Origin of the sequence: Sphingobacterium sp. 40-24, assembly GCF_001899705.1 — a bacterium.
GTDB classification, from domain to species: domain Bacteria; phylum Bacteroidota; class Bacteroidia; order Sphingobacteriales; family Sphingobacteriaceae; genus Sphingobacterium; species Sphingobacterium multivorum.
On record NZ_MKWH01000037.1, the window covers coordinates 211926 to 234065 of the forward strand.

19 protein-coding genes are annotated in these 22140 nt (G+C 39.5%); 9 read left to right on the top strand and 10 right to left on the bottom strand.

Annotated elements, in window-relative coordinates; all coding sequences use genetic code 11:
- Positions 1 to 15: 15 nt before the first annotated feature.
- Positions 16 to 774: an ABC transporter ATP-binding protein gene (locus BGP15_RS15710; protein WP_070563195.1), complete on the bottom strand. Its 759-nt coding sequence runs from the start codon at positions 772 to 774 to the stop codon at positions 16 to 18.
- Between the two features lie 9 nt (positions 775 to 783).
- On the bottom strand, positions 784 to 1518 hold the full coding sequence (locus BGP15_RS15715) for an MlaE family ABC transporter permease (RefSeq protein ID WP_046671950.1): 735 nt from the start codon (positions 1516 to 1518) through the stop codon (positions 784 to 786).
- Between the two features lie 246 nt (positions 1519 to 1764).
- Here BGP15_RS15715 and BGP15_RS15720 point away from each other — a divergent pair, with 246 nt between their 5' ends.
- On the top strand, positions 1765 to 2712 hold the full coding sequence (locus BGP15_RS15720; protein WP_286770034.1) for a toast rack family protein: 948 nt from the start codon (positions 1765 to 1767) through the stop codon (positions 2710 to 2712).
- A gap of 45 nt (positions 2713 to 2757) precedes the next feature.
- Positions 2758 to 4773 (top strand): (E)-4-hydroxy-3-methylbut-2-enyl-diphosphate synthase, encoded by a 2016-nt coding sequence (ispG, locus tag BGP15_RS15725; protein WP_175441961.1) that lies wholly within the window; start codon positions 2758 to 2760, stop codon positions 4771 to 4773.
- A gap of 114 nt (positions 4774 to 4887) precedes the next feature.
- Here ispG and BGP15_RS15730 read toward each other — a convergent pair whose 3' ends face one another.
- Positions 4888 to 5322 carry a T9SS type A sorting domain-containing protein gene (locus BGP15_RS15730; RefSeq protein WP_070563202.1) on the bottom strand — a complete coding sequence of 145 codons (435 nt, stop codon included), beginning with the start codon at positions 5320 to 5322 and terminating at the stop codon, positions 4888 to 4890.
- A 259-nt stretch (positions 5323 to 5581) separates the two neighbouring features.
- Between BGP15_RS15730 and BGP15_RS15735 the strand changes: the two genes are divergently transcribed.
- Both BGP15_RS15735 and rlmF read left to right on the top strand, forming a co-directional pair.
- The gene (locus BGP15_RS15735) at positions 5582 to 7528 is read left to right on the top strand and encodes a KUP/HAK/KT family potassium transporter (RefSeq protein WP_046671947.1); all 1947 of its coding nucleotides are present in this window, start codon (positions 5582 to 5584) and stop codon (positions 7526 to 7528) included.
- A gap of 77 nt (positions 7529 to 7605) precedes the next feature.
- Positions 7606 to 8517 (top strand): 23S rRNA (adenine(1618)-N(6))-methyltransferase RlmF, encoded by a 912-nt coding sequence (rlmF, locus tag BGP15_RS15740; protein ID WP_286770035.1) that lies wholly within the window; start codon positions 7606 to 7608, stop codon positions 8515 to 8517.
- An 88-nt stretch (positions 8518 to 8605) separates the two neighbouring features.
- Here the strand turns inward: rlmF and BGP15_RS15745 are convergent, their stop codons facing one another.
- Positions 8606 to 10300, bottom strand: coding sequence for an amino acid permease (locus BGP15_RS15745; protein WP_286770036.1), 1695 nt, complete (start codon positions 10298 to 10300; stop codon positions 8606 to 8608).
- A gap of 80 nt (positions 10301 to 10380) precedes the next feature.
- Positions 10381 to 11064 (bottom strand): ACP phosphodiesterase, encoded by a 684-nt coding sequence (locus BGP15_RS15750; RefSeq protein ID WP_286770037.1) that lies wholly within the window; start codon positions 11062 to 11064, stop codon positions 10381 to 10383.
- A gap of 103 nt (positions 11065 to 11167) precedes the next feature.
- On the opposite strand from BGP15_RS15750, the gene tyrS reads away from it, so the two are divergent.
- Positions 11168 to 12451 carry a tyrosine--tRNA ligase gene (gene tyrS, locus BGP15_RS15755; protein ID WP_070563213.1) on the top strand — a complete coding sequence of 428 codons (1284 nt, stop codon included), beginning with the start codon at positions 11168 to 11170 and terminating at the stop codon, positions 12449 to 12451.
- Between the two features lie 121 nt (positions 12452 to 12572).
- Here the strand turns inward: tyrS and BGP15_RS15760 are convergent, their stop codons facing one another.
- The gene (locus BGP15_RS15760; RefSeq protein WP_070563216.1) at positions 12573 to 13082 is read right to left on the bottom strand and encodes a GNAT family N-acetyltransferase; all 510 of its coding nucleotides are present in this window, start codon (positions 13080 to 13082) and stop codon (positions 12573 to 12575) included.
- A 275-nt stretch (positions 13083 to 13357) separates the two neighbouring features.
- Between BGP15_RS15760 and BGP15_RS15765 the strand changes: the two genes are divergently transcribed.
- Together BGP15_RS15765 and lolA1 are read left to right on the top strand one after the other, a co-directional pair.
- The gene (locus tag BGP15_RS15765; RefSeq protein ID WP_070563219.1) at positions 13358 to 16093 is read left to right on the top strand and encodes an FtsK/SpoIIIE family DNA translocase; all 2736 of its coding nucleotides are present in this window, start codon (positions 13358 to 13360) and stop codon (positions 16091 to 16093) included.
- 1 nt (position 16094) lies between these two features.
- A complete protein-coding gene (lolA1, locus tag BGP15_RS15770; protein WP_070563221.1) occupies positions 16095 to 16748 on the top strand; it encodes an outer membrane lipoprotein periplasmic chaperone LolA1 in 654 nt (217 codons plus the stop codon).
- Between the two features lie 97 nt (positions 16749 to 16845).
- Here the strand turns inward: lolA1 and BGP15_RS15775 are convergent, their stop codons facing one another.
- Positions 16846 to 17658, bottom strand: a complete 813-nt coding sequence (locus BGP15_RS15775) for a lytic transglycosylase domain-containing protein (protein ID WP_070563224.1) — start codon at positions 17656 to 17658, stop codon at positions 16846 to 16848.
- A gap of 242 nt (positions 17659 to 17900) precedes the next feature.
- On the opposite strand from BGP15_RS15775, the gene BGP15_RS15780 reads away from it, so the two are divergent.
- On the top strand, positions 17901 to 19517 hold the full coding sequence (locus BGP15_RS15780; protein ID WP_159333404.1) for a pseudouridine synthase: 1617 nt from the start codon (positions 17901 to 17903) through the stop codon (positions 19515 to 19517).
- A 94-nt stretch (positions 19518 to 19611) separates the two neighbouring features.
- Positions 19612 to 20079, top strand: a complete 468-nt coding sequence (locus BGP15_RS15785; protein ID WP_070570070.1) for a pyrophosphohydrolase domain-containing protein — start codon at positions 19612 to 19614, stop codon at positions 20077 to 20079.
- Positions 20080 to 20227: 148 nt separating this feature from the next.
- On the opposite strand, the gene mnmL is transcribed toward BGP15_RS15785, so the two are convergent.
- The 3 genes from mnmL to BGP15_RS15800 form a co-directional block, all read right to left on the bottom strand.
- Entirely contained in the window at positions 20228 to 21169 is a 942-nt protein-coding gene (mnmL, locus tag BGP15_RS15790; RefSeq protein WP_070570068.1) for a tRNA modification radical SAM protein MnmL/YtqA, read from the bottom strand.
- Positions 21170 to 21185: 16 nt separating this feature from the next.
- Positions 21186 to 21557 carry a hypothetical protein gene (locus tag BGP15_RS15795; protein ID WP_286770038.1) on the bottom strand — a complete coding sequence of 124 codons (372 nt, stop codon included), beginning with the start codon at positions 21555 to 21557 and terminating at the stop codon, positions 21186 to 21188.
- Positions 21558 to 21634: 77 nt separating this feature from the next.
- Complete coding sequence (locus BGP15_RS15800; RefSeq protein ID WP_286770039.1) at positions 21635 to 21934, bottom strand: hypothetical protein; 300 nt, start codon at positions 21932 to 21934, stop codon at positions 21635 to 21637.
- Between the last annotated feature and the right edge of the window lie 206 nt (positions 21935 to 22140).

Consider the following 22140-nt stretch of genomic DNA (forward strand, 5'->3'; position numbering starts at 1 on the left):
CCATGTTCCCAGCCCTTATTGCCCCATAGAAGCTTTCGCACTTTTCATTAATGGGCTTGCAAAAACAAAGTTGTTCAATTCCTCCACATCCGACCGCATCATATCCTTATTGGAACCTTCCCAGAATTTCTCTCCTTTATAGAGAAACAAAATATACTCACCAATTCCCATCACAGAATTCATATCATGTGTAACAACGACTGTCGTACATTTCAACTCTTGCGTAATTTTTAGTACCAATTCATCAATAACAATCGAAGTCTCCGGATCCAATCCCGAATTGGGTTCATCACAAAATAGATATTTAGGGTTCATACTAATTGCACGTGCAATTCCAACCCGCTTTTTCATCCCCCCCGAAAGCTCCGCAGGGAACAGTTTATTTCGTCCCTCCAGATTAACCTGTTCCAAACAATGATTTGCACGGTCTAATTTCTCCGCTTTGGACATATCCGTAAACATGTCCAACGAAAACATGATATTCTGCTCTACCGTCATCGAATCAAACAGCGCTGAATTTTGAAAAAGCATACCTATTTCTTTTCGAATAGGAACACGCTCTTCAAAATTCATCCGAGTAAAATCCTTGCCATCAAAAATTACCTTTCCTTTTTCCGGTTGGTGCAGGCCTACGATACATTTCAATAAAGTACTCTTTCCCGAACCCGACCCTCCAATAATCAGACTCACCTTTCCGGGTTCGAAATTTGCACTAATTCCTTTCAGAACATGGTTGTCACCAAACGATTTGTTAATATCTTCGATTTGAATCATAAAATCTTTTTAAAGCATTAATGCGGTTATCACATAATCCGCCGCAAGAATAGTTATGCAGCCAACGACAACTGCTTCCGTGCTAGCTTGCCCAACTTCCAACGCTCCACCCTTTACATTATACCCTTTATAAGCAGATATCGAGGTAATAATAAACCCAAACACAACAGCTTTAACAAGGGCAACTGTCACCGTGAAGCCGTTGAAGCCATCTTGAATTCCTAAAATATAATCCGCCTGTGTCACAGCGCCCGAAAGGGATCCACCTAACAAACCGCCCACTAAAGCGCACACGATAGAAATAATCACCAACATCGGAATCATGGTGATACCCGCCAATATTTTGGGTAATATCAAATAACCAGGAGCATTGATCCCCATAATTTCCAAAGCATCAATCTGCTCTGTAACACGCATGGATCCGATCTGTGAAGATATAGACGACCCAATTTTCCCCATTAAGACCAATCCCGAGATCGTCGGTCCTAATTCCAAAATATTTGAATCCCGGTTGATCGAACCTATAATAGAATTTGGGATCAAGTCGGATACCATCTGAAAGGCAATTTGCATGGTCATAACAGCGCCAATGAAGGTGGAAATAATAACGATAAGTCCCAGAGATCCTATACCAATATCGGTCATTGCCAATACGGTTTCCTTCCAATAAATTCGCCCTTTCTCCGGTCTTTTAAAAACTGATTTCAGGAGTATGAGATATGCACCAATGTGATGAAAGATCATATTATCTATTTAATTTCAATGTATTACGCCAATTTAACGGCTATACTGAGCCAAGCTATCCATTAAAGGTAATTAATTCCAGCAAATATATAAACAAGCAAAAACCCAAAAAGTATACGAAAAACGAAATTACTTACCGATCAATTAGTCACATTTACCGATTTTTTATGTATAATAGCCTAAACATTCATACGGTATCTCCCAAAGCGACTTACTTTTGAGATATATTAACAAACGGAATTAGTTATGAATACACGAAGAATAACAACTGGTATCACCATTCTCTTTATAGGAGCTGTCTTATTATTATCACAGCTCAACACAATTTCTTTCAACTGGGTAGGTATTTTTAGATACTGGCCGCTGTTTATTGTGCTTGCCGGAATTCGTATGCTCGTACCCAAAGACCAACAGATTGGACAGTTTGTCGCCATCGGTTCTACCGTCGTAATTTTAGGTTTTTTGACTTACATAGGGCTGTCGACACCAAAGGAACCACTTTTAACACAGCTTTTAAAAAGTAAAGGCGTCAACATCAATGTCGACGATCCCAACGATAAAACAAATTATACAACAGAAAAATTAAACGTCCCGCTGGATGATAAAATCCATAGTGCTACCCTAAACCTCGATTTGGGGGCCACTTCATTAAGAAATGATAGTAGCACTACTTCAGAAATCTTCTCGGCATTTAACACATCAAAAGAATATCTACTGGGCATAACTGTGCATGGAGAATCTGCAGACAAATTAGATATCAACCTAAAGGGAAAATTCAAAAACAAGGATTTTAACAGCAAAAACAACAATACGTTTATCGCTTTAAACCCCAACATCCTATGGAATCTGAATTTTGATGTAGGTGCAATTGATGCCAGGTTAGATCTTTCACCCTACAAGATAGAAACATTGGATATCGATGCTGGAGCGACTAGTCTAAAGTTAAAATTAGGTCAACCGCTGGCAACAACTAAAATTTCTATGGATGCTGGAGCCTCCTCTATTGAAATCTCCATCCCCAAAAACGCGGCCTGTCGTATTACAAGCGACAATGCATTATCCTCGACAGATTATGAGGGCGATTTCCTAAAAAGTGAAGGCGAAGTAAAATCGACAAATTACGACTCTGCCGCTCAAAAATTCGATTTCGATATCAACGGTGGCATCGCGTCAATAAAAATTAGAAGATATTAATTGACACCCGATTTTTAGTCAAGAAAAGCTAACTTTGTGTTAGATATGGACACAAGTAATATGTTGACATTACCTGGAATCTATTGCAATTCCAAGGTAGATTATTCGAGATGGAAAACAAGGGAAATTCAGATCGGTGATATTCCCATGGGTGGGGATAATCCCATTCGTATTCAAAGTATGACTACGGTAGATACAATGGATACGATGGGCTCAGTTGAGCAGACCATTCGAATGGTAGAGGCGGGCTGCGAATACGTTCGTATTACCGCTCCAAGTATTAAAGAAGCACAAAATTTAGCTAACATAAAAGATGAACTTCGCAGAAGAGGCTATAAGGTCCCTTTAGTCGCTGATATTCATTTTACACCAAATGCTGCCGAGGTCGCTGCGCGCATCGTCGAGAAAGTAAGGGTCAATCCCGGTAACTATGCAGACAAGAAGAAATTTGATCAGCTATCTTATACCGATGCTGAATACAAGCGCGAGTTAGATCGCATCTATCAAAAATTCACTCCGCTCGTAAATATTTGTAAGGAAAATGGTACCGCCATGCGTATTGGTACCAACCACGGCTCACTTTCGGATAGGATCATGAGTCATTATGGTGACACTCCGGAAGGGATGGTCGAATCAGCCATGGAGTTTATCCGGATGTGTGAAGATCTGAGTTTCTACAATCTCTGTATCTCCATGAAATCGTCCAACCCGCAGGTCATGGTCAAAGCCTATCGATTGCTGGTCGAAAAAATGGTTTCCGAAAACATGAACTATCCCCTACATCTCGGTGTAACTGAAGCTGGAGACGGTGAAGATGGTCGCGTAAAATCTGCCGTCGGTATCGGAACACTGTTGGAAGATGGATTGGGCGATACGGTACGTGTATCGCTAACCGAAGAGCCTGAACGGGAAGCTCCGGTCGCTATAGCACTTGTCAATAGATATAGCAAAAGAAAGGCAAACATCGCGAGTCAGCCCAAACAAAAGATTGTTCAGCTCTCTCCGGAGACACCACATATTCCTTATGCCAGCCAAGAAGTAAATACTTTCATCGGCGGCTCTTTGGTACCTAGGGTTGTGGTCGACATTTCTAAGGAAAATCTAAAGGACGCTCAGATCCTTACCAAAGTAGGTTATCGCTACGATATCCTATTAGATAAATACCACATGGGTGAGCAGTCTGTAGACTTTGTTTATCTCGCAGACAGTTTACCATCCTTTACGATGCCGGCAAATCTGAAGCAAGTATATAACTATAATACCTGGTCAAAACTTACCGATCAAACCAATATTCATCCGCTCTTTACCTTAGAAGAATTCGTAAAGTCAGACAATAAGGATAAAGTCCTGAATATGGTCAAAATCTGTAATTCAGATTTATTAACCCCATTGTTTGAATCCTTACAGCTAGACAAAACAGTCGTATTTATCGTAGAAACCGATTACTTGCACGGTATGGCAGATCAAAGACAGTTCTTTCGAAATCTGCAGGAAATCGGTATTGACAATCCTGTCATTATCAAGCGTTCTTATTTGGCGGAAGAATTCTCAGGACCCATTGGTGATTTTATGAATCCCGAAGAACCGATATCAAAAATACAGCTGTACGCTTCTACAGATCTAGGCGCATTATTAATCGATGGTTTAGGTTCAGGAATTTGGATTGACTCTCCGGCAACGGCATTGGAAAATATCGCCTCACTTTCGTTCGGAATTTTACAGGCGACACGATCCAGAATATCCAAGACAGAATATATTTCCTGTCCAAGCTGTGGCAGAACCTTATTTGATCTCCAAGAAACCACGCAAATGATCCGAAGCCGTACCAATCACTTAAAAGGCTTAAAAATTGGAATCATGGGCTGTATTGTTAATGGCCCTGGAGAAATGGCAGATGCAGACTATGGTTATGTTGGGGCGGGCCCTGATAAAGTGACATTATATAGAGGTCAGCAGGTGGTTAAGAAAAATGTGAGTTCAGCCCATGCCTTAGATGAATTGATCAAGATCATTCAAGATGATGGATTGTGGATCGAAGAACTACAACAAGACCAAAATTAACAAATCAAGCTATACATAAAACAGCAAAGGGGATCAAATGATCCCCTTTGCTGTTTTATGTATACGAATGAACGTACATTACAAATTACCTTTTTATCGAAAAATGTTACTTTCTTATCGAATAGAAAATCTTTTCACCACAGTTTCCGAACCTGCAACTACGCGTACAAAGTAAAATCCTGTCGTTAATTTTCCACCATGCTCAAAGGAAAGATTTTGAATTCCTGAATCCAGATTACCATTCATTAATTGGAGAATCTCATTGCCCAATGCATCCATTACTTTAATAGACACACTCGACGATTTTGCCAATTTAAAAGAAAGATTTATTTGTTCAGCAATCGGATTGTAGAAAACCTTCACATTATTGATAAGTTTCTCTGTCTCCTTGATGTTATTATCTTCTCCGAATGCCTCACTGCCGTCCCAAATATGTTGCGAAATAGTATGGTCATAAGGAGACTTTGCATACACCCGAGTCAACCCGCTACACAATGTCAGTGCGGATAAAAGTGTTAAACAAGCTGCTTTAAGTAGATTTCTCCCCATAGTGTTAAATTAGACTTCAAATACTGGTTACGGTTTAATCAAATATAACGCTAACTATTTGAATTATCAACAACAAAGTTAGTATTTTGTTTAAAAGTTTTTCAGCAAATAGATTCATTCTAAGTTTCTTTTAACAAATTTTAACAGCTCTTGCGCATGTCAAAGTAAATGCTAAAATTTGGCGCAGGAAATGTACCTACTTAAAGTACAGGCAAAAAGTATATTTTTGCAGTATATTTTGAAATAAAATAATTGATAAATGGCAGACAACAGTCATCACAACAGTATCAATAAGGTGAGTTTCGCCGGATTATTGATCAGTTTAGGAATCGTTTTTGGAGATATCGGAACTTCTCCATTGTATGTTTTCAAAGCAATCATGGGACAAGGAGCCATTCAAAAGGACTTAGTCTTGGGCGGGCTATCCTGTGTTTTTTGGACACTGACGCTCCAGACAACAGTAAAGTATGTTTGGATCACACTCCGGGCAGACAATAAAGGTGAAGGCGGTATCCTATCCCTCTATTCATTGGTACGCAAACGAGCCCCTTGGTTAATTTTCCCGGCGATGATCGGTGCAGCGACCTTGTTAGCGGACGGAATGATCACCCCTGCCATCACAATATCCTCGGCTATTGAAGGTTTGGATCTCAAATTCCCAGGATTACCTACAGTACCTATTGTAGTTACAATTATCTCCTTATTGTTTATTATCCAACGATTTGGAACATCTGTTGTAGGAAAGGTTTTCGGCCCATTGATGACCATCTGGTTTACAATCATTGGTGTAATCGGTTTATCTCATCTTCACCTCGCACCAGAAGTGATGAAAGCGATCAACCCCTATTATGCTTTCCATATTTTGATTACCTACCCCCATTCGCTATTACTGATCGGTGCCGTGTTTTTATGTACTACAGGTGCCGAAGCATTGTATTCGGATATGGGACACTGTGGTAAAAACAATATCCGCATCAGCTGGATCTACGTAAAAATCACACTTATACTAAATTATTTCGGACAAGGAGCCTGGTTATTGACACAGGAAGGACGTGTCCTTGGAGGTGAAAATCCGTTCTACTCAATCATGCCCGATTGGTTTATAGGCTACGGTATCGCCATCGCGACGATTGCAGCGGTCATCGCCAGTCAAGCCATGATATCCGGATCATATACCCTAATTTCGGAAGCAGTACGGTTGAATATATGGCCTAAGGTGGCTATCCGCTACCCCAGTGAACATAAAGGTCAGTTGTATGTACCATCCATCAATTTAATTTTATGGGTCGGCTGTATGATTGTCATCTGGGTTTTTGAAGAATCAAGCCGAATGGATGCAGCCTATGGTCTTGCGATCAATTTAACGGTATTGATGACCACGATTTTAATGGGATACTTCCTCGCCATGAAAAAAGTCAACCGTGTACTAATTGCGGTATTTTTGATTGCTTATTTTGTTATTGAACTAACTTTCTTAATAGGAAATGGTGTTAAAATAGCCCATGGCGGTTGGTTGACTCTTCTGCTTGCCACTGCGCTATATATAACAATGTATTGCTGGTACACAGCGCGAAAAATTAAAAATCGTTTTGTTAACTTCATTAACATCAATAAATATTACCCCATTATCTCCGAATTGAGCGAGGACAAATCGGTCCCTCCCTATGCGTCGCATTTGGTCTATCTGACAAGTGCAAATTTCAAATCCGAGATAGAGGCTAAAATTATTTATTCAATTATTAATAAAAAGCCAAAGCGTGCGGATGTATATTGGCTCGTCCACGTTGATGTGATGGATCATCCACATACAAAAGAATATTCAATCGATCAGCTTATCCCCGGTAAGTTAATACGGGTTGATTTTAAACTTGGCTTTAGAGAGGAACAGCGCATCAGTCTACTGTTCAGAAAAGTAGTTGAGGAAATGGTGAAAAAAGGTGAAATTGACATCACCAGTCAATACGACACCCTACGTAAACACAATATTCCTGGTGACTTTAAGTTTGTTGTTTTGGAAAAAGTACTCTCCAAAACCAACCAGATGACATGGATAGAAAAAGTAATTATGGACATCTATGGTTACCTCAAAAAAATGAGTTTGTCCGAAGAAAAAGGTTTTGGTTTAGATTCCAGCTTTGTTACAATTGAACGGGTTCCGCTCAATTTTCCACAGACTTCAGAGGTCCATCTCATACGGAAAGATTAAGACTCCTCAAGGTGATGCTCAAGCATCACCTTTTTTATTCAATAGAATTGCATTACTTTTGTTGCAAATAATACATCATGGCAGACGCTAATCCAAAAAAGAAATTACATCCTAGAAATAGACATCTCGATAACTACAATTTTGAAGAATTGAGCAAAGTGGAACCTTCGCTCAAAGATTTCGTTATAGAAAATGCGTATAAAGTAAAGTCCATCGATTTTAACAACCCCGATGCTGTTAAAACGTTAAACAAGGCACTTCTAAAAAAATATTACCACATTCAACACTGGGATATCCCCAAAGAGAATCTTTGCCCCCCTATTCCGGGCCGGGCAGATTATATTCATTATATCGCAGACGTTCTTGCAAGGGACAATAATGGTGAAATTCCAAAAGGCGGAAACATCCACGTCCTCGATATCGGTGTTGGTGCAAATTGTATCTACCCCATCATCGGACATCAGGAGTATGGATGGAGCTTTGTAGGGTCTGAAATCATCAAGAGTGCATACAAAAACGCCATCGAGATAACACGGACAAATATGAGCTTAAAAAAGAGCATACAAATCCGTCTCCAAAATAATCCCAAAGCCATATTTAAAGACATTATTCTTCCAGGGGAAAAATATGATGTGGTGATCTGTAATCCCCCATTTTTTAGTTCTCAAACCGAGGCTTTACAGCAGTCCATCCGTAAGACCACAGGTATCAAAGACGCTAAAATAGACGAAAAACCGGCCACACAGGCATTTTCTGGACAAGGAAGCGAGTTATGGTGCGATGGTGGTGAAAAAGCGTTCTTGTCACGCATGATCTTTGAAAGCCAATTTCACAAAGATCAAGTAAAATGGTTCACAACATTAGTTGCCCACCGCGAAGACATTCGCTTTCTACAACACAAACTAAAGAAAATAAACGTAAAAGAGACCGAAGTGATCCGTATGGAACAAGGTAATAAGGTAAGCCGGATCCTTTTATGGAGATTCTAATAAGTCCATGATATTCAAAAAAAGGAGCTATCTTTTATGCAGATAGCTCCTTTTCTTTGATCCATTACTGTACGACGCTTCTCCTATACTAGGCTTGCGCCTGTTTATTTAACTTTGAATGTTTATAGCCATACATAAAATATACAGCCAATCCAATCACGAGCCAGATCACAAATATTATCCAGTTACTTGCCCCCAGCTCCGTCATTAAATACAGATTGATCAGAATACCAACGACAGGCAATAGGGAAAAGTTCATTTTAAAGCTATAAATTCCCAGTCCAAGCCAAGTTAACCAAAATATGATGACCAACATTTTATGTTCTAGAATTTCAAGGATGGTAAGCGATTTCCACTCCTGTATCGTCTCTTGCGCATAGCTAAAAATAAACACAATAGCAATCAGTAGCCCTGCACCAACCAAATACTTACCGTTGATGTAAGGAACTTTAAATTTGGATTTTGCCGATAAACCCGAATAATCCATATACAATACACCGGCGCACACAAGTATAAAGGCAAAAAAGGTACCGACGCTCGTTAAATCCACAAAGAAATCCATTTTAAAAAATAACGAAGGGATAGCAACCACCAAACCCGTTACAATAGTTGCAAACGAAGGTGTTTTATATTTTGGGTGAATGGTCGCAAACTTCTTCCACAACAAACCATCCCGACTCATCGTCATCCAGATTCTTGGTTGCGCCAATTGATACACCAGCAAGGCACTGGTGATGGCAATCACAGAGGTCACCGATATAATTCCGGCCATATGGTCGAAGCCCACATATTTAAACACGAAAGCAAGCGGATCCTTCACATTTAATTCGGTGTAATTAACCATCCCCGTCAAGACTAAGGTAATAGCGACATACAATACAGTACAAATCAATAGGCAATAGATCATCGCCTTAGGTAGATCGCGCTGCGGGTTTTTACACTCTTCGGCAGTTGTGGAGATCGAATCGAATCCGATAAAGGCAAAGAAAACCGCGGCCACACTTCCGAGTACACCTTTGAGGCCGTTCGGCGCAAAAGGTGTCCAATTTTCAGGTTTAATGAAAAATATACCCCCAAAAATTACGGCAAGGATAATCGCTACCTTGATCATAACCATAATCATACTCGCTTTCTGGGACTCTTTGATTCCGATATAAACCAACCAAGTAACCAAAAATGTAATGACACCTGCTGGTAAATCGAAAATAATAGGCATTCCTCCTATTCGTGGTGCACTATTAAAAGCATCCAGACCATGTTGGTCGATTGCGGTCAGTGCAGTCGCACCATGTTGGTTCATCTTCTCTACAGCATCATAAGCATAGCCTGGCGCCATGGACAACCAAGCCGGTATGTGGAGTCCAAAGCCCTCCAGCATGGAGACAAAATACTGCGACCAGGAAATGGCAATAACCGTATTGGAAACAGCATACTCCAAGACCAATGCCCAACCTATAATCCATGCAAACAACTCACCAAAGGCCACATAAGCGTATGTATATGCTGAGCCAGACACAGGAACTGTACTGGCAAATTGCGCATAGGCCAATGCCGTAAAAACACAGGCAAAAGCCGTAAAAACGAAGAGGAGTGATACCGCTGGTCCACCTTCATAACTCGCCAATCCAATTGTGCTGAAGATTCCAGCCCCTACAATAGCGGCGATACCCAACGAAACCAGATCTGTTACCCCCAATACCTTTGCAAGGCCCGTCCCCTCCTCTTTTTGAGTGTCATGCAGAATCTGATCAACACTTTTCTTCCGAAAAAGTCTATGTGACATGTAAATTTAGTTTTTGATACTTAAAATTATGCGAAAATAAATATTTTCAAGGTCTTATACTATTGGTATTTTCTGACAGACTAATTAAAGTCCACCAGCTCATATTGAATATACTGGTAAATTTCTTGATAATCGGTCATCTGCGTATGTAAATAGGAAATCAGCTGTTCTGTCAGAAGCTGTCTTTGCTCCACTGAAACTTCAAATTTCCACAATCGCTTACAAATATTGAAAAGCGCACCTGCAATTTTTTCTACCTGTTCATAGTCATAAATATACGCCCACTCAATAAACTGATGATAGAACTTTTCAAACTTAGGAATATCACTCAGCTGATTAATTTTCAAAAACTTCCGAACAGCATCTTCATTGACATGTACCAGTGCAGCGTAGAATTTATCGATGGAGACCGCTTTATTTTGTGTTAGGATATGATCCAACAATAGCTCCAACGCAATATGGGCCATAAAGGACGGACGGATAGGCAGCCCGGCTAAACTAGACTGGATTTTTAGTTTCAGCTGATGTGTATGATGAAAAAAGTAAGGTGAATTGTGAAATAGACGATCGACCTCGATATGACGGTTCCAGCCTATGTACAATTGTTCCAGTAAAGGATTGTCCAAGAGCTCATCTTCATACTGACGCGGTTTTAGCATAAAGGATTTATCCGCATTTTTTAATAGATCGGGTAACAATCCACCCACCATACGTTCGGGATTAGTTGCAAACCGTTCAAAATAGAAATGTGATAAAAAATTCATACCAGCTTATTAGCGTGTGCTTTTATGGGAAATTATTCGCTCAATATACGCTTAATCTCCTATCTTTGCATCTTGTAAATTAAAAAATTAAATCCATTTAACAATGAGCTTTGTAGAAGAATTACGTTGGAGAGGCATGTTGCAAGATATTATGCCAGGCACTGAAGACTTACTGAATAAAGAAAAAGTCGCTGGTTATATCGGCTTTGATCCCACAGGCGACTCTCTACACGTAGGACACTTGACGCAAATCATGACGTTGATCCATTTCCAAAATGCAGGCCACAAACCAGTTGCCCTGGTTGGAGGAGCAACAGGCATGATCGGAGACCCTTCTTTCAAATCTGCAGAGCGTAACTTGTTGGACGAAGCTACCTTACAGCATAATGTCGCTTGTCTGAAAAAGCAGTTAGGCAAATTTCTTGAATTTGGAGAAGGGGAAAATGACGCCCAAATGGTTAATAATTACGACTGGTTTAAAGATTTTAAATTTTTGGATTTTATTCGTGATATCGGTAAAATGATTACCGTTAACTATATGATGTCAAAAGATTCTGTAAAAAAACGTCTGGAAGGCGACAATGGTCTCTCATTTACAGAGTTTACCTATCAATTGATTCAAGGATATGACTTCTACTATCTTTGGAAGCACCACAACTGTAAAGTTCAAATGGGCGGGTCGGACCAATGGGGTAACATCGTAACAGGAAGCGAAATGATCCGTCGCCAAGATCAGGGAACAGCCTATGCCATCACGACGCAATTAATCAAAAAAGCCGACGGCCAGAAATTTGGAAAGACCGAATCTGGTGCCATATGGTTAGATCCAAAAAAAACTTCTCCGTATAAGTACTACCAATTTTGGTTGAATACGTCAGATGATGATGCTAAAAACTGGATCAAAATTTTTACACTCAAACCTCAGGAAGAAATTGAGTCCATTATTGCAGAACATGATGCAGCGCCACACTTACGTTTAGTTCAAAAAGCACTGGCAAAAGATATCACCATTCGTACCCACTCCGAAGAAGCGTACGAAACTGCGATCAAAACTTCTGAATTTCTTTTTGGAAATGGCTCTTTAGAATTCTTAAACAACTTAGATCACGACGCAGTTTTAGAGGTATTTGAAGGCATTCCGCAGTTTCAGGTCGCTAAAGCAGATCTCGCAGCAGGCATCAATATTCTTGATTTACTAGCTGTTCAGACACAGGTATTTCCGTCAAAAGGTGAAGCCCGCAAAATGCTTCAGGGCGGCGGCGTTTCTATCAACCGAGAAAAAGCAACCGATATTGAAGATTCGATTACGGACAATCACCTTGTAAACAATAAATATATTGTTGCACAACGCGGTAAAAAGAATTACTACTTGATTATTGCAGATTAATGATCAGCAGTATCCTGATTTAATAATCCATAAACATAAAAAAGTCCCTTTTGAACAAAGTAAAAGGGACTTTTTTATGAAATCCAATGTTATTCTTCCTCCGCAGAAGAAATCGGTTCGGTTATTTTAATAGTTTTTCAAATGCTTTGCGTGACGCTCCCCTAAAATGTACTTCCCCGCAATAGCGGTACCCTAACTTTTCGAACACATGCAGCATACCCCCATTGTCAAAATTAGTATCCACCTTAATACTATAAACGCCATGATCGATGGCTATCTCTTCCACCCCGGACATAATAGCCGTCCCCACACCTTTCATATGCGGATCCTGCGCCGAGGCCAGTCGGTGTATACCGACATAAGAACCATCACTTAACCATTTTCCGTCAATATCATTATATGCAGGTTCGACATCAAAAATAATAGCAACATAACCTACAATCCTACGCTCCACTTCAACGACATGCCCGTAGCCCTTATCAATATCTGACTGAACCACATCTTCATTCGGATAACCATCTTGCCATTGTCGGCTACCTTGTTCTTTCCTGAGGGCAATTGCTTGTTGTATAATTTCCCAAATCCGTCCTTTATCAGCTAATGTCGCTTTTCGTATTTCAAACTTGTTCATGCTATCTCTTATTTTATTCGTAAAACTACATATTTTAGAGCAACTCTAAAGAATAGGCAAAAACAGAAACAATCTTTAGCCATATCCCATATTCTTTAGCCCACCCCACTTGCAGGGCATAGTATTTGCTAGCCATTATACCTATCAAGCTTTTTAGCTACATCTAAATTTATTCATTCATAAAAAACGACAAACTTAAAATAATAGGCGATCAGCATCTTTAAAATACTATCAAAATAACTAAGTTTGTAAGCAGTATAATTGTGAGCTTTTCAATGTCAAATAAAGGAAATACATTTAGGCAGACAGGGAATTCAGTTTCCGGCAAACGTGCCCCTCAAAAGGAATCGACAACATTTAAAAAAGAAAAAAGTCAAAAAAACAGTGTACCAAGAGATTATTCTGATGCACAGCAAAAGGCTGTCAAGATATTAGGGATTTTATTGATCTTACTTTCATTGGCATTTGCTACAGCTTTCGTCTCCTACTTATTCACTTGGGAAGACGATCAAAGTTATATTGCAAAAACCAATGGTGGATGGTCGACATTATTCCGATCCGCAGAAGAAATTCATGATGAAGCTGTTGATCTACCCGTTGTCGATAATAAACTAGGGAAATTTGGCGCATTGCTAGCCAACCAATTCATGTACGAATGGTTTGGCGTCGCATCTTTTCTTTTTATCCCCGTATTATTCATTTTAGGATATCGCTTGTTGTTCAAGAAATCATTACTTCCTTTGTACCGTACTGTAGTCTATTCTTTTGTTGCTATCGTTTTTATCTCGGTAACTTTAGGCTTCCTGCATGGATTTATGGCCGATACACCGCATATGCTCGAGGGTAAATTTGGCTTTTGGACCAATAAATTACTGGAAGCACAAGTTGGCATTGTCGGCGTTGGCTGTATATTGGCTTTTGCCTACCTGACGACATTGATCTTACTTTACAACCTCGATTTTAAATTTGTCCTATTCAGTAACAGGAAATCCAAGTCATTCTCTGAAGATACGGACGAAGAGGATGAGGATGAATACGCTCCACAAAATCTTAGAAACAAAATTCATATTGAAGATGATTCCATCCAGTCGGTGCGAGAATCTTTCCAACGGTCAACGTCAATCAATGAGCGATTTCAATCTGCTCGGGACAAAGAGGTACAGGAAGAACTTCAGCGTCCTGCCTTTACGCATCACCCTGTACCCGAAGTACAAATTGATCCGAAGGACAAAGTGGTGCTCACCTTCGACGATAGTCCGCTTGAAAGAACAGAGAATACACCTTCAATCAGTTTTACAATTGATCAGCCAAATGAAGAATTTGAAGCCGAAGACTTACCGTTAATCCAGGAATATCAAGCGCCGAAAATCGAAGCAGAACCCCAACGAGAGCCAGAAGCTATTATTGAACCCGATGCAGTACCCGGTCTGGTGGTCGAAGATATCAAAGAGGAAAAAGAAATTACCGCCAGTGATCTTGTGGCCCAATTCGGACAGTATGACCCAAAATTGGATCTTTCTGGCTACCAACATCCGGCATTGGATTTATTGAAGGACTATGGTGGTGGTAAAATTACCATCAATCAACAGGAACTCGAAGCGAACAAAAATAGGATTGTTGATACACTGAGAAACTATAGCATCGAGATCGAAAGCATCAAGGCAACGATAGGACCAACGGTGACTTTGTATGAAATTATACCAAAACCAGGTGTACGGATTTCAAAAATCAAAAATCTGGAAGATGACATTGCCTTAAGTCTTGCGGCCTTAGGTATCCGGATCATTGCACCGATGCCCGGAAAAGGAACTATTGGTATTGAGGTACCAAACTCCAGTCCGGAAATGGTGTCCATGCGATCGGTCCTTGCTACGGAGAAGTTTCAGAAAACAGATATGGATCTCCCGATCGCTTTAGGTAAGACAATTTCAAATGAAGTGTATATTGCCGATTTAGCTAAAATGCCTCACCTTCTGGTTGCGGGGGCTACCGGGCAAGGTAAATCAGTAGGTATTAACGCGATTCTGACCTCTCTACTGTATAAAAAACATCCAGCCGAACTAAAATTTGTCCTTGTTGACCCTAAGAAAGTGGAACTTTCTCTATTCAAAAAAGTAGAGCGCCACTTCCTTGCAAAATTGCCTGACGACGGAGATGCGATTATCACCGATACGAAGAAAGTAATCAACACCTTAAATTCCCTCTGTATAGAAATGGATCAACGTTATGATTTGTTAAAAAATGCGCAGGTACGGAATTTAAAGGAATATAATGCAAAATTTATCAATCGCAGATTAAACCCTGAGGAGGGTCATCGATTCTTACCATATATCGTTCTTATTGTTGATGAGTTTGCCGACTTGATGATGACAGCAGGAAAAGAGGTCGAAACACCGATTGCACGATTGGCACAATTGGCCCGTGCGGTAGGAATTCACCTGGTTATTGCAACCCAGCGTCCTTCTGTCAATATCATTACCGGTACAATCAAGGCCAACTTCCCTGCACGTCTGGCATTCCGTGTGTTGTCGAAAGTCGATTCACGGACCATTCTAGATACAGGCGGTGCAGATCAGTTGATCGGTCGGGGTGACATGCTTCTAGCGACTGGAAGTGATTTGATACGTATTCAATGTGCTTTTGTGGATACGCCTGAGGTTGAACAAATTTCCGATTACATCGGTGCGCAACGAGGCTATCCTTCGGCATTTATGCTTCCGGAGTACGTAGACGAAAACGGAGATGGTTCTGGTAGTGTAGATTTTGATCCCAAAGACCGCGATCAGTTGTTCGAAGAAGCTGCCCGATTGATTGTCATGCATCAGCAAGGCTCTACGTCATTAATCCAACGTAAATTAAAATTGGGTTATAACAGAGCAGGACGAATCATCGATCAATTGGAAGCTGCAGGAATTGTAGGTCCATTTGAAGGAAGTAAGGCCCGCGAAGTGCTTTATCCAGATGAGTATTCATTAGAACAATTTTTGGAGACGTTAAGAAAGGACAACTAAGATGAAAAAACAAGTATGGTTTATTGTAGGTCTGCTAATCATGGCATACAGCCAAAACAGTTATGCACAAAATGACGCTGCTGCCAAGGCGCTACTGACGAAAGTAAGCCAAAAGTACAATGCATACAAAACAATACAGGCCAATTTCTCATTAGATATTAAACAAGCTAATGGCGGCTCGCATACTGATGCCGGAACAATATACCTGGACAAGAGTAACAACAAGTACCAGGTCAATACCAAAAATCAAGTATTGATATCGGATTCCAAGACACAGTGGAATATCATGAAAGCGGAAAAAGAAGTTGAAATCTCAGAAGCAAGCAATTCGACCAACGAGATCAATCCAACAAATATATTCAGCTTTTATACCACCGGTTTTAAATATACCTTGACCAATACAGAAAAGGTAAAAGGGCTTACACTAAGTGTTGTTGAATTAAGTCCTCTTGATAGCAAAAAAAACTATTCAAAGATCAAGCTGCGCATTAACAAAGCAAGCAGTCTGATCTATGATACCACCGTATTTGATAAAAGTGGTAATCGCTATACGTATACATTAACTTCTCAGGAAGGTAATAAGGCGCTTTCCGGTAGTCTATTCGTATTCAACAAAAATGATTATAAAGGCTTCGACATCGTCGATCTGAGGTAAAAATAGAACAATACTACAGGTCTGATCAAAGATAGTACAATAAAAAGGGCTTTCCACTATGCAGTGGAAAGCCCTTTTTATTGTGAAGTACACTATTTTACAGCATGTTCGGTTCCTTATCCAACGTCTCACTTTCTTTATTGGCATAACGTGAATAGCCATGCTTCTGTGGATGTTCGATAATTTCCTTCATAGAAACAAGTTTGTACACATACGAACCCGTTTCATTATTCAATTTCAAGGCAAAATAGTCGTCCTTTTTTTGTCTTCTTATAGAACCTCTTAAACTGCCATCACCAACATTATACGCCGCAGCAACCAAGGTCCAGTTACCAAATTGGCCATAGAGGTATTTGAGGTATCTCGCTGCAGCATGCGTAGATTTAACAAGATCCTTTCGGTCGTCTACCGTACCATTGACTTTTAATCCATACAAACGGGCTGTTGCCGGCATAAATTGCCAATAGCCACCAGCTCCCTTCGATGAAACAACAGCTTTACTAAGGCCACTTTCCACCAATGGAATGTACTTGAAATCTTCCGGAATACCATGTGATTTAAGGATCTTTGCAATCATAGGCAAGTAGGTCTCTGCCTTTTTGTGCATATCGTACGATCCTGTTTTTTTAAACGAGAATCGACTGAAAAATTTACGCAATTTACTTTCCACAAGCGGACGATCCATCGGTAATGAATCTTCGGCAAATGTCAATGAATTCATATACGATTCAAAGGAATTGCTTTTTTCTTTTTTTTCTTCTTCATCCCCATGATGAACGGGAACTACTACGAGCTTCGGTTCAACGATCTTATCGCCGTTTGAAGCATTGTTGTGTGGGGTTGAGTATAACTTTGACAGCAATAAAGCAAACAAAATCAAACTACTACATAAAACTCTCTTTCTTATCATTCACTCCCTTAATGCTACCCTATCCACGACTGCAATCGATCAAAAAATAGCTTGGTTCAAATTCAAGGGTACAAAGGTAAACACTATTTATTTAAAAAACAAATAGTTACATTCTAGACAACTTAAAGCGGCTTTGTTAGCGTAAAAACGCAGCAAATTCAAGAAAAGACAAAAAGATAAGGATTTTTTCGCAAAACCCAAAATTATACCTAACTTTGTCGTTCACATTTTAGCAAAACACAATGCCATTCAGCAATAAAAGGAACAGTCGTGATGACAACTCCAGAAAGTCACGAGGCAACTCAGATAGTTTCAAATCTAGAGGCGATAAGAACAATAGTTTCGGAAAAAAATCATATGGGTCGAATGACCAATCTGAAAGAGGCTCTTTCAGAAAAGATGATAATCGTGAGAACAGATCATTCGGATCTAAAAAATTCTCAGACAAACCTTCCTTCCGAGGAGATAACAATTCCTTCCGTTCAAAAGATAATTCAGAAAAATCCTTTGGTAGAGGAGGCCGCTCATTTGATAAAAATGATTCTTCAAGATCTTTTGACAAAAAAGATTCCTTCAATAAATTTGATAGATCAGAACGTTCTTTTGACAAAAAAGATAACTTCAAACGTTCCGATAGAAATGACTCTTCAAGATCTTTTGACCGTTCAGAACGTTCTTTTGATAAAAGAGATAGTTTCAAACGTACAGATAGAAATGATTCCTCAAGATCTTTTGACCGTTCAGAGCGTTCTTTTGATAAAAGAGATAGTTTCAAACGTTCAGACAGAAATGACAGCCCAAGATCATTCGATAGATCAGAGCGTTCTTTTGACAAAAGAGACAGTTTCAAACGTTCAGACAGAAATGACGCTCCAAGATCTTTTGACCGTTCAGAGCGTTCTTTCGATAAAAAAGATAACTTCAAACGTTCAGACAGAAATGACAGCCCAAGATCATTCGATAGATCAGAGCGTTCTTTTGACAAAAGAGACAGTTTCAAACGTTCAGACAGAAATGACTCTTCAAGACCTTCTAACAGAAAGTTTGATGGCGATAAAAGTAGAAATTTTGACGACAACAAAAACTTTGGTGATAAACAATATATTAAACGTCCAAAGAAAAAAGCAGAGGATGCAGAAGATGACGGCTTAGTTCGTTTAAATCGTTACATCGCCAATGCTGGTATCTGTTCAAGACGTAAAGCGGATGAGCTTATCACTGCTGGTGTTATTTGGGTAAATGGAGAACCTGTTACGGAATTGGGTACCAAGGTGGATCCTGCAACAGATGAAATCCGTTACAACAACGAACGTCTAAAACGTGAAAAAAATGTTTATGTTTTGTTGAACAAACCAAAAGATTATATCACGACTACAGATGATCCGCAGGAGCGTCATACCGTAATGGAACTTGTTTCTAAAGCGACAAAAGAAAGAATCTATCCTGTTGGTCGTCTTGACAGAAACACAACAGGACTACTTTTGATGACAAATGATGGTAGTCTTGCTGAAAAACTTTCACACCCGCGCAACAGCATCAGCAAAATCTATAATGTCGAGTTAAACAAAAGCCTTACACAAGGCGATTTTAACAAAATCAGCTTTGGTATCGAATTAGAGGACGGTGTAATTAAACCAGATGACTTGAGCTATGTTCAAGGCGGATCGAAACGTGAAGTCGGTATCCAAATCCACTCGGGGAAAAATCGTATCGTACGTCGTATTTTTGAGTCATTAGGATATGAAGTCGTTAAATTGGATCGTGTGGTTTATGCAAACTTAACGAAAAAAGACCTTCCACGTGGCCGCTGGAGATATTTAGAAGAGCGTGAAATCGTGCAGTTAAAGCACCTGATTTAATCGCTTAAGCAGATAAATAAAAATAAAGGACGGTCATTCAGTTAACCGTCCTTTATTTTTTATATTTGCTCTTTCAAATAATAAAACAAAGAATATGACTGATCCGAAAACACTTTCATCCGTTGCGGAATTCCATAAAACATTCCAACATCCAATCCTAGACACGCCTACTATTCCATCTGAACAAAGATGTGCCTTACGGGTATCGTTGATCGCTGAGGAATTAAAAGAATTAGAAGAGGCCATCCGGGATAAAGATTTGGTCGAGATTGCAGATGCGCTATGTGACATTCAATATGTACTTGCTGGAGCGGTATTAGAATTTGGTTTAAAAGATAAATTCTCTGCTCTTTTTGATGAAGTTCAACGTTCCAATATGAGCAAAGCATGTAAAGACGAAGCAGAAGCCATCGCTACACAGGAGCACTATAAATTAAAAGGTGTAGAATCCTATTATAAAGAAGTTGATGGCAAATTTCTGGTATTCAGAACAGCTGACAATAAAACGTTAAAATCCATCAATTACTCTCCAGCCGATCTAAAAACAATTGTTGAGGGCTAAATAAAGATGGTAATCGTACCCTTTTTTTGTAGGTAAACAGCAAAGGCTTCATTAGAGAAGCCTTTGCTGTTTTTATAGCGCTGAATATATTCATTAAACGCGATAGCATACAATGATCTATCAAAAGAGTATAAAATATTAGGAACGGCTAAAAAAGACTCCCCTGCACGACCTGACGTGCTTCCAATCCCTTATCGATGTATGTTTGAATACCTGATTTCGGTAAGCCCCAATTCGGAGCAATTAACAATTCTTTATCTGCAATCCCGAAAATACGTTGAATGATCAGATCAGGACGCAATCGAGGAATAAACTTTGCTAAGAATTCCGTATAACCTTCTATCGAGAAAAGTTCAAAAGGCTCACGTTTGAACTTAACGCCCATAATAGATCCCTCTACAATATGTAAGTGATGCAACTTCACAAATTTAATTTGTGGAAAGCGGTTGATTTCATCTGCATATTTCAACATCATTTCTTCAGATTCCCACGGGAAGCCAAAGATGGTATGCACACAAAGCTCCAACGGAGTATCTTTCAGCATATTCATGGCCTGAACAAATTCGTCGTGAGAACAGCCTCTATTGATCTGCTCCAATGTATCATTGTAGATAGATTCCATACCCATCTCCAAATCTACATCGTAACGATCTGTGTAAGACTCCAACAATGCAATCTTTTCAAAATCCAAACAATCAGGACGTGTACCCACAGAAAGACCCAAAGTATTTTCAGGATCAATACTTAAAGCCTCATCATACATCATCTTCAGTAGATGAGTCGGCGCATATGTATTTGTATTTGGCTGGAAATAAATAATAAACTTCTCAGCGCCATAGCTATTACGTGCTCTTTCAATACCCGATTCCACCTGCTCGCGTATAGAAGGAATTTTCCGGGCAGTATCCGGTGTAAAAGAATCTACATTACAGTACGTACAACCACCATAGCCCTTACTACCATCACGATTGGGGCAGGTAAAATTACCATCCACAATCACTTTAAACACTTTCTGTCCGTTATACTTTTGCTTTAAATAAGCCCCGTAATGATTATACGGTTTAATTCCGTTGTCCAATAATGTACCCATTGCGCTGCAAAGTTACTCAATAAAAATCATATGTGACCATTACTTTCTCAGGATCAAATGTTAAACTGATACGGCCATCACGAAAATCTTCCCAAGATAATTTATACAAACTATCCTTAACTGCATTCTCCAAATCAAAATAACTGCTTTTAACAGCTAAACTGGGAGAATTATCATAATAAGTAGGTAAACCGTAATAGAATACGAAAAATTGTTCAAATTCTTTAAATGACAAATAGCCATAAAACCTATTCCTATTTCTTGAAACCAATATTTCAATTCTTTTTAGCCTGCCATTTGTATAAAAATAATCAAGTGTTTGATAATACAGTGCATTCAACCATTTGCCGCCAATAAATTGGATATGACCTGGATCGATGACAACCATTGTATCCTTACTCCGCGTATATGTCCCCAATTCCCCAATAGAGGACCTTTCCCCAAGATGAATGATATATTCACGCGCTATATTGGTGATCTACCATCTTTATTTGCCGGTATCCACTTTGATATGGACGAAAATTTTTGATTCATTTCTTCAGTCTTATCTACATGACCAAAATTGCTAGAAACAACTCTGATAGTGCTATCCTTATAAACCTCGAATCCAACATGAGCCTCATCATTAAGCATATCCATATCACGTTTCCATTTTTCATTTAACTGCCTATAAAAATCGATAATACCTATCTTCGGGGTTGGAAGGTAGTTTTGATAAGAAACAAAAATGTAATCCTGTCTATCTTGGCAAATACCTGATCTCACATTCAACAAGAGAAGACAGACGATGATCAAACAAATTCTCATACGGCCAGTAAGTAATATTTACAGCAATATACAAAAAACCTAGATATGGGAGTTCTAGAACAGGCGAGATACTTCACAAGGAAAGTACCTAAACGCAAGAAGCCCTTGACTGTTTCCAGCAAGGGCTTCCGTGTAAAAAAAGGCACCGACCTACTCTCCCACCT